Annotated in this window: 6 protein-coding genes and 1 pseudogene; 4 read left to right on the top strand and 3 right to left on the bottom strand. The window is 73.1% G+C overall.

Features of this window, described 5'->3' with window-relative positions; all coding sequences use genetic code 11:
• Positions 1 to 47 precede the first annotated feature (47 nt).
• The gene (locus KME75_RS17870; RefSeq protein WP_219415973.1) at positions 48 to 2,057 is read right to left on the bottom strand and encodes an apiosidase-like domain-containing protein; all 2,010 of its coding nucleotides are present in this window, start codon (positions 2,055 to 2,057) and stop codon (positions 48 to 50) included.
• A 247-nt stretch (positions 2,058 to 2,304) separates the two neighbouring features.
• On the opposite strand from KME75_RS17870, the gene KME75_RS17875 reads away from it, so the two are divergent.
• Positions 2,305 to 2,739, top strand: a complete 435-nt coding sequence (locus tag KME75_RS17875; RefSeq protein WP_219415974.1) for a CBS domain-containing protein — start codon at positions 2,305 to 2,307, stop codon at positions 2,737 to 2,739.
• A 78-nt stretch (positions 2,740 to 2,817) separates the two neighbouring features.
• Here KME75_RS17875 and KME75_RS17880 read toward each other — a convergent pair whose 3' ends face one another.
• Positions 2,818 to 3,432, bottom strand: coding sequence for a mycothiol-dependent nitroreductase Rv2466c family protein (locus KME75_RS17880; RefSeq protein WP_219415975.1), 615 nt, complete (start codon positions 3,430 to 3,432; stop codon positions 2,818 to 2,820).
• Positions 3,433 to 3,587: 155 nt separating this feature from the next.
• Here KME75_RS17880 and pepN point away from each other — a divergent pair, with 155 nt between their 5' ends.
• The 3 genes from pepN to KME75_RS17895 all read left to right on the top strand — a co-directional run bounded on the left by pepN (position 3,588) and on the right by KME75_RS17895 (position 8,352).
• Positions 3,588 to 6,137, top strand: a complete 2,550-nt coding sequence (gene pepN, locus KME75_RS17885; RefSeq protein ID WP_219415976.1) for an aminopeptidase N — start codon at positions 3,588 to 3,590, stop codon at positions 6,135 to 6,137.
• 246 nt (positions 6,138 to 6,383) lie between these two features.
• Entirely contained in the window at positions 6,384 to 6,878 is a 495-nt protein-coding gene (locus tag KME75_RS17890; protein WP_219415977.1) for a hypothetical protein, read from the top strand.
• Between the two features lie 133 nt (positions 6,879 to 7,011).
• Positions 7,012 to 8,352: a sensor histidine kinase gene (locus KME75_RS17895; RefSeq protein ID WP_219415978.1), complete on the top strand. Its 1,341-nt coding sequence runs from the start codon at positions 7,012 to 7,014 to the stop codon at positions 8,350 to 8,352.
• 5 nt (positions 8,353 to 8,357) lie between these two features.
• Here KME75_RS17895 and KME75_RS43285 read toward each other — a convergent pair.
• A pseudogene (locus tag KME75_RS43285) lies at positions 8,358 to 8,494 on the bottom strand (2,3-diaminopropionate biosynthesis protein SbnB); the annotation flags it as partial.

Consider the following 8,494-nt stretch of genomic DNA (forward strand, 5'->3'; position numbering starts at 1 on the left):
CGGGGATGTGGTGCTGGGCACGTTCGGCCCAACGGCGTCACCCAGGGTCAGCGCGGGAGGCCGAGTCTCCTCGCGCAGGCGGGCCAGGAGCCGTAGCCGCCGCGGTCGTCGCGCACCCGGGTGGCCACCGCGATCTGCTCCTCCCGGCTGGCCTCGTGCGCCTGCGGCGCGAACTCGGTGCCCCCGTACGCCCGCCACGTGGCGGCGTCGAACTGCAGGCCCCCGGAGTAGCCCTTGCCGGTGTCGATGGCCCAGTCGCCGGAGGACTCGCAGTCGGCGAGCCGGTCCCACACCGGGTCGACGGCGGCCGGCTCCGACTGCCCCGACGGCTCGGCGGCAGGCGCATCGTCCGCGGTGCCGGGACCGACCTCGGTGTCGGGATCGTCGAGGTCGCGGCCGGAGGCCCCGGTGAGATCCGGGTCGGCTGCTTCGTCGGAGCGCTCGTCGGCATCGTCCGAGCGCCCGGCGGGAGACCCCGCGGACCCGGCGCCGGGCGGCCCGAAACCCTCGTCGGCGTCGTCCACGACGAGCACCCAGTCGGCCTCGTCGCCCTCGGCCGAGGGCGGGGTGAAGGTCTGCGTGCCGCCCGCGTCGACGGGGTCGAGCTCCACGCTCTCGCCGGTGCGCGGGTCGTACCACCACGGCTGGGCGGTGTCGCCGGCGAGCACACCGAGGTCGACGGTGACGTCCCAGCCGCCCGCCGTGTACGCGATCAGCGTCGACCCGTCCTCGGCTGCGGCGGCCTGGATGCGCTCGGCCCCGCCTCCCGCGTCGGCGACGAGGTCGGCGGCGGGCTCGACCCGCGGCCGCGACTCCACCAGCGCCCGCACGTGCCGCATCTGCCCCGCACCCGGGAAGCCCAACGCCTCGGTCCAGCTGCCGCGGGCGCCCAGCGAGGCCGAGCGCCCGTCGGCGAGGAACTGCCAGACGGCGTGGTGGCCGTAGGTGTGGCCTGCGGCGCCGCCCAGCACCGCCCACCAGGCGTCGCGGCGCACGTCCTGGGCCGTGGAGAAGCCATCCTCCGGCTTCCAGCAGTACGGGTGGTCCTCGTAGATCGACTCGCCGTCGAGGAACGGCCTGCCCGCGGCGTAGGTGCTGCGCACGAGCTCCTGCCGGACGTCGTAGCGCAGGCAGTGGCCGCCCTGCAGCATGTGGAAGTCGATCCAGTCGTCCTCGGCGAACCACGTGATCGAGGTCTGGTCGCCGCGCGGGTGGTAGGTCATCAGCTGCTCGCCGCCTCCGGCTCGGATCCCCGCGGCGAGCTCGCGCCAGACGTCCTCGACGCCGTCTGCGGGCGAGTCCCCGCCCATCACCCACACGATGTTCGACCGGCCGCCCAAGCGTTCCCCGAGGAACTCCCCGTACGCGCCCGCGTTGCCCTCGGTGACCAGGCTGCCGGCCTGCTTGTCGGCCCACACCGGCAGGATCGCGACGACCAGCCCCCGATCGGCGGCCTGTTCCACCACGAACTCGACGTGGTCCCAGTAGTCGTACTGCTCCTCGTCGTCCCCCGTGTCCCCCTCGGTGACCGCGAGGTCGTCCAGGCCCGAGCCGAACGGGTCGTCGCCGTACTGGTTGGGGCCGGGCCCGCCGGCCTGCGGGAAGATCGCCACCGCCTGGATCACGGTGAAGCCCTGCTCGGCGCGGGTGTCCAGGTACTCCTCGGTCTCGGAGCGGTTGAGGTTGACGAACAGGCTCCAGGCCGTGTCGCCGAGCCAGAAGAACGGCTCGCCACCGCGGGTGAAGGTGCGGCCGTCGGCGGCCACGCGCACCTCGCCGGACCCGCCGCCCTGTTCCTCGCCGTCCCGTTCCTCGTCGGGCCGCTCCTCGTCGTCCCGGCAGGCGCCTTCCTCGGCCCCGATCACGCCACCGATCACCACCCCGGCCGCTCCGCCCTGCGCCCTGGTGGACGCCCCGGTGACGTACCCGTCGCACTCGGGGACCACCGCGGCGCCGGGGACGAGCGTGCCGGCGACGAGGAGCACGCCGCCCAGGACCGCGGCGACGGCGACCACGGCCAGCAGCGGCGACGGGGCGGGACGCGACGGACGGGACACGGCGGCGGACGCTAGGCACGGGAGCCGCTTCCGGGGGCCGAACGGCCGGATCGGCCACCGGTCGCCACCCCTGAACGATCATCCGGTCGGCTGCGGCGCTGGTCAGACCGGTGGTTCCGGTGAGGAACCCCGGTCGAGGGGAATTCACGACCGTGTACGCCGAACCCGGGTACGACCCTCGCGGAGCGCGCGGCATCGGAGGACCATGGGGGCACGGTCAGCGCAGCGAGCACCAAGGGGAGAGCGAATGAAGATCGCAGACATCCTCGGCAGCAAGGGACGCAACGTTCACACCGTTCTGCCGTGGCTCACGGTCGCGGAGGTCGTCGACCGGCTGAATCGGCACCGGGTGGGCGCTGTCCTCGTGTGCGACGAGAACCGGGCGATCCGCGGGATCGTCTCCGAGCGCGACATCGTGCGCGCGCTCGGCAAGTACGGCTCCGACCTGCTCGGCAAGCCGGTGAGCGAGGTGATGACCCCGCACGTGGAGACGTGCGAGCCGGACGAGACCGTGGCCCACGCGATGGCCCGGATGACGTTCGGTCGCTACCGCCACCTGCCGGTGGTGGTGGACGGCGCGCTGGTCGGGCTGGTCAGCATCGGCGACCTCGTCAAGCACCGGGTGCGCGAGATGGAGCTGGAGACCGGGGTGCTGCGCGACCGGGTGATCGCCCGGTACTGAGCGGCGCACCGATTGCAGCAAAGCCACTTTCACGCAACGGGATGGCATGAAAGTGGCTTTGCTGCAACGTGGACGGGCTCAGTCGAACTGCGGGTCCTCGGTGCGCGTCCGCTTCAGCTCGAAGAAGTGCGGGTAGGCGGCGAGCAGTCGCGCGCCGTCGAAGACCTTGCCCGCATCCTCGCCGCGGGGGATCCGCGACAGCACCGGCCCGAAGAACGCCACGCCGTCGACGTGGATCGTCGGCGTGCCGACGTCGAGGCCGACGGGCTCCATGCCCCGGTTGTGGCTCGCGCGGAGCTCGTCGTCGAACGCGGTGCTCGTGGCGGCGTCGGCGAGCTCGGCGGGCAGGTCGAGCTCCGCCAGCGCCTCCTTGACCACCACGTCGAAGTCCTTGTTGCCCTGGTCGTGGATCCGGGTGCCGAGCGCGGTGTAGAGCGGCTCGAGGATCTCCGGCCCCTTCTCCCGGGCGGCGGCGATCGCGACGCGCACCGGTCCCCAGGCCTTGTCCATCGTCCTGCGGTAGTCGTCCGGCAGGTCCCGTCCCTCGTTGAGCACGGAGAGGCTCATGACGTGCCAGTTGATCTCGACGTCGCGCACCTCGCGGACCTCGAGCATCCAGCGCGAGGTGATCCAGGCCCACGGGCACAGCGGGTCGAACCAGAAGTCGACGCGGGCGGTCTCGGTGCTCGCCATTGGCACTTCCCTTCCTTGAAGACTCATGAATCGGCTCTCCGGTGCAACCCGCCCCCGCCGCGCCGTGTTCCCGCGGCGGGTTTTCGTCGGCGTCCGGCACGGGCACGTGGTTGGATCGGCAGCCATCCCCCCGGAAGAAGGAGTCCCGAGACCGCATGGCCCCGCCCAACCTGACCCGCACCGACGCCGAGCGGCGGGCCGCGCTGCTGGAGGTCGCCGACTACGCGGTCGAGCTCGACCTCACCGACGGCGGCAAGCCCGGCGACGCGACGTTCGCCACCATCACGACCGTGCGCTTCCGCTGCACCGATCCCGGTGCCGCGAGCTGGATCGACTTCGCGGGCGCCGAGGTCGCCTCCGCCACCCTCAACGGCCAGCCGCTCGACGTCTCCGGCTACCGCGAGGAGGACGGGATCGCGCTGCCGGCCCTGGCCGCGGAGAACGAGCTGCGCGTCGAGGCGACCGGCCGGTACATGAACACCGGCGAGGGGCTGCACCGGTTCGTCGACCCGGTCGACGTTGCCGTGTACCTCTACTCGCAGTTCGAGACGGCCGACGCCAAGCGCCTGTTCGCCTGCTTCGACCAGCCCGACCTCAAGGCGCGCTACACGCTCACGGTCACCGCGCCCGCCGACTGGGAGGTCGTATCGAACGCCGCGGTCGCCGAGACCGGCGAGGGCACCGGCGGCGCCGCGGTGCACCGGTTCGCCACCAGCGAGATCATGAGCACCTACCTGGTTGCGCTGATCGCGGGCCCGTACGCGGTGTGGCGCGACGAGCACGACGGCATCCCGCTGGGGATCTTCTGCCGCGCGTCGCTGGCCCCCCACATGGACGCCGAGCGGCTGTTCACCGAGACCAAGCAGGGCTTCGACTTCTACCACCGCAACTTCGGCGTGCGGTACCCGTTCGGCAAGTACGACCAGCTCTTCGTGCCGGAGTTCAACGCGGGCGCGATGGAGAACGCCGGCGCCGTGACGTTCCTGGAGGACTACGTCTTCCGGTCCCGCGTCACCCGCTTCCTCTACGAGCGCCGCGCCGAGACCGTGCTGCACGAGATGGCGCACATGTGGTTCGGCGACCTCGTCACGATGCGCTGGTGGGACGACCTGTGGCTGAACGAGTCGTTCGCCACCTGGGCGTCGGTGCTGTGCCAGGCCGAGGCCACCGAGTACACGGAGGCCTGGACGACGTTCGCGAACGTCGAGAAGTCGTGGGCCTACCGGCAGGACCAGCTGCCGTCGACGCACCCGGTGGCGGCCGACATCCCCGACCTGCAGGCCGTCGAGGTCAACTTCGACGGGATTACCTACGCCAAGGGCGCGTCGGTGCTCAAGCAGCTGGTCGCGTACGTCGGGCTGGAGCCGTTCCTGGCGGGGCTGCGGAGCTACTTCGAGGCGCACGCGTGGGGCAACGCCACGTTCGACGACCTGCTCGGCGCGTTGGAGAAGGCCTCGGGCCGCGACCTGTCCGGGTGGGGCGCCCAGTGGCTGCGCACCACGGGGCTGAACCTGCTGCGCCCGTCGTTCGACATCGACGGCAGCGGGGCGTTCACGCGCTTCGAGGTGGTCCAGGGCGGCGCCCGGCCGGGCGCGGGTGAGCTGCGCACGCACCGGATCGCCGTGGGCGTCTACGACGACCAGGACGGCAAGCTGGTGCGGACCCACCGCGTCGAGGTCGACGTGGCGGGCGAGCGCACCGCGGTGCCCGAGCTGGTGGGGGTGTCGCGGGGCCGGCTCGTGCTGGTCAACGACGACGACCTCACCTACTGCGCGCTGCGGCTCGACCCGGGTTCGCTCGCCACGCTCGTCGACCGGATCGGCGACATCGCCGAGCCGCTGCCGCGCACGCTGTGCTGGTCGGCGGCCTGGGAGATGACGCGGGAGGCCGAGCTCAAGGCACGCGACTTCACCACGCTGGTGGCGGGCGGCTTCGGCGCGGAGACCGAGATCGGCGTGGTGCAGCGGCTGCTGCTGCAGGCCCAGACCGCCGTGGCGTCCTACGCCGACGAGCAGTGGGCCGCCGAGCGGGGCTGGCCGCTGCTGGTCGACGCCCTCCGGTTCTACCTCGACACCGCTCCCGCCGGTTCCGACGCCCAGCTGGCGGGAGTCAACGCCCTCGCGGCGAGCGTGCTGCCGGACAACGTGGTGCAGCAGATGCGCGGCTGGCTGCTCGACGTCGACGTGCCCGACGGGCTGACGATGGACACCGACCTGCGCTGGCGGCTGCTGCACGCGCTCGTCGCCCACGGGGCCGCCGGTGAGACCGACATCGCCGAGGAGCTGGAGCGCGACCCGACGTCCACCGGCCAGCGGCAGGCCGAGCGCGCCAGGGCGCTCGTGCCCACCGCCGAGGCGAAGGAACGCGCCTGGGTGCGGGCCGTGCACGACGACGACATCCCCAACGCCGTGCAGGAAGCGATCATCAGCGGGTTCGGCCACCCCGGGCAGCGCGCGCTGCTCGGCGGGTACGTCGAGCGCTACTTCGCCGAGGTCGCCGAGGTCTGGTCACGGCGCACCAGCGAGCGGGCCCAGTCGGTCGTGGTCGGGCTGTTCCCGTCCTGGGCCGTGGAGAAGCCGACGGTCGACGCCGCCGACGTGTGGCTCGCCGACGAGTCGCACCCGCCCGCCCTGCGCAGGCTCGTGTCCGAGGGGCGCGCCGGGATCGTGCGGGCGCTGGGGGCGCGGGAGTTCGACCGGTCGTAGGGCCGGTCGGAGACGATGGCGAGCAGCGCGACCGAGCAGCGGGTGGCCGCGCTGCCGCCTCCCGTCCGGCGCCCGGCGGCGGTGCTGGCTGGGCACCACGCTGGCGATCGATCCGATCGCCGAGCGGCGCCGCAGACCTGCCTGAGCCGTCAGGCTTTACCACCCGCTTGCCCTCGCGTGTCCTGCCGCTGACGCTCGGGTACCTACCATTCGGGGTACGCACAGACGACGAACGGGGCGATCACGATGGACCTTCGCTTCGCGGTGTTCGACCTCATCGCCCGGGACACCGGCCTGAGGGCGCTTCTGGTGAACTACGCCGACCGCGTCGAGGGCGGTCGGTCGCAGGACGGGACTGCGGCCGATGCGTGCTTCCTCGTGCTGGAGTGGACCGACAACGGGGCGGCGGACGCCCCGGCCGGCTCCCAGCTGCTGACGGCCCGTGCGCACCTGCCCCGTCATCGCGCGGGTGAACGGCTGTTCCTCGACTTCGTGCTCGAACGGCTGCGGGCGGCCCTGGCCGTGGGCGCGGCGAACGGGCCGCTCGAGATCAGGTTCCTGGGGGCGTCGCGCGAGTCCCTCGACGAGGACGCCGACACGATCACCAAGGCCGGCACGTTCGAGGTCGCGCCCGCGCCGCGGCAGTCGCCGGGCGAAGCCCTGCTCGAGCTGGCGCCGTGGCCCGCGGACGGGCCGCGTGATCCCCAGGCACGCAGGGGTGCCACCTCCGGCATGAATTGACGAGCGCCTGCGGCGGGAGTGACGCCGCTCGTGGGACGCGTCATCCTGGTGCGCCACCGAGTACTGGGGCACCACCGAGTACTGGGGCACCACCGGGCGTGGTGGCCGTGGCGGCCGCGGAACGGAGGCGCTCGTGCGCACACGAATCATCGGAGTGGCGGTCTGGGCCTCCGTTCTCGCCATCGTCCTCTTCGGGGTGCCACTCGGCATCGGCGTGTACCAGTACGCGATGCAGGTTCAGCACAACGAGCTGGCGCGCACCGCGGCGGGAGTCGCGATCAGGGTGGCCGAGGACGTCTCCGACGGCGAGCGGTTCAGGGACGTCGACCGCCCCGGGCCGACCCTGGTGACCGTCTACGACGACGACGGCGATCGGCTGGCCGGCCCCGGCCCCCGCGAGGGCGGGCCGGAGGTCGCCCGCGCGCTCGCGGGCCGGGTGGGAACCGACACCGACGGCGACGAGCTCGTGGCGGTCGTACCGGTCACCTACGAGAACGAGGTGATCGGCGCGGTGTGGGCCACCACTCCACGCAACGCCGTCCTCCAGCGCGTGGCGCCAGTGTGGGTGGCGATGGCTGTGCTCGCCGCGCTGGCCCTGGCCGCCGCGGGGCTCGTCGGACGCCGACAGGCGCGCCGGCTGGCGCGGCCGCTGGAGGACCTGGCCGTCGCCGCGCGCCGGCTGGGCGAGGGCGACTTCAGCGTGCGCACGACGCCGGGCGGGGTCGCGGAGATCGATTCGGTCGGGTCGGCGCTCGACCACACCGCCGGCCGTCTGGACGATCTGCTCGCCAGGGAACGCGCGTTCTCCGCCGATGCCTCCCACCAGCTGCGCACGCCGCTCGCAGGCCTGCGGATGCGCCTCGAAGCCGCCCTCGAGTTCCCGGACCAGGATCTCCGGGGCGCGATCGCCGCGAGCCTCGTCGACGCGGATCGGCTCGAGGCGACGATCGAGGAGTTGCTCGCCCTCGCCCACGACCGGCAAGCCGCCCGGGCCGACCGGATCGACCTGCGAGACCTGCTGGGCGAGATGTCGCCGGAGTGGCGCGGGCGCCTCGAGCTGCAGGGACGCGGCCTGGGCCTGCACGTCGAGCCGGGTGCGCCGGACCCCCGCGCGTCGGTGGCGGCGGTCCGGCAGGTTCTCGCGGTGCTGGTGGACAACGCGACGGCGCACGGCGCGGGCACCGTGACGGTGACCGTCCGCGAGGTCCCCGACGCCGTGGCGATCGACGTCTCCGACGAGGGGGCCGGCGTGCACGAGTCCGAGGGTGTTCTGTTCGCCCGGCGGGCCGACCGGCGCAACGGGCACGGGATCGGCCTGGCGCTGGCGCGCCGCCTCGCGGAGGCGGAGGACGGCCGGTTGGAGCTGACCCGGCGCACCCCCCCGATCTTCACCCTCCTGCTGCCGCAGGCGGTCGGCGACACCGCGGCTCTGCGGCCGTTGACCGGTGTCGCCGTGGCCGACGCGCCGGGCTGAGCCGCTCACCCGTGCCGGCGCAGCTCGTGGAAGAAGTCCTCGACGACGTGCAGCTCACCGGAGCGCGCCACCTCGTCGTAGACGTGTTTGCCGACCGCCAGGTCGAGCACGCCCAGACCGAACGGCGAGAACACCACCGGCC

It is taken from the genome of Pseudonocardia nigra (assembly GCF_019396355.1).
Taxonomy (GTDB): Bacteria; Actinomycetota; Actinomycetes; order Mycobacteriales; family Pseudonocardiaceae; genus Pseudonocardia; species Pseudonocardia nigra.

What these genes read in the sequence shown, in the direction of transcription:
- KME75_RS17875 (WP_219415974.1), top strand. Translation starts at nt 2,305, where the DNA reads ATGAAGATCGCAGACATCCTCGGCAGCAAGGGACGCAACGTTCACACC.
- KME75_RS17880 (WP_219415975.1), bottom strand. Translation starts at nt 3,432, where the DNA reads ATGGCGAGCACCGAGACCGCCCGCGTCGACTTCTGGTTCGACCCGCTG.
- pepN (WP_219415976.1), top strand. Translation starts at nt 3,588, where the DNA reads ATGGCCCCGCCCAACCTGACCCGCACCGACGCCGAGCGGCGGGCCGCG.
- KME75_RS17890 (WP_219415977.1), top strand. Translation starts at nt 6,384, where the DNA reads ATGGACCTTCGCTTCGCGGTGTTCGACCTCATCGCCCGGGACACCGGC.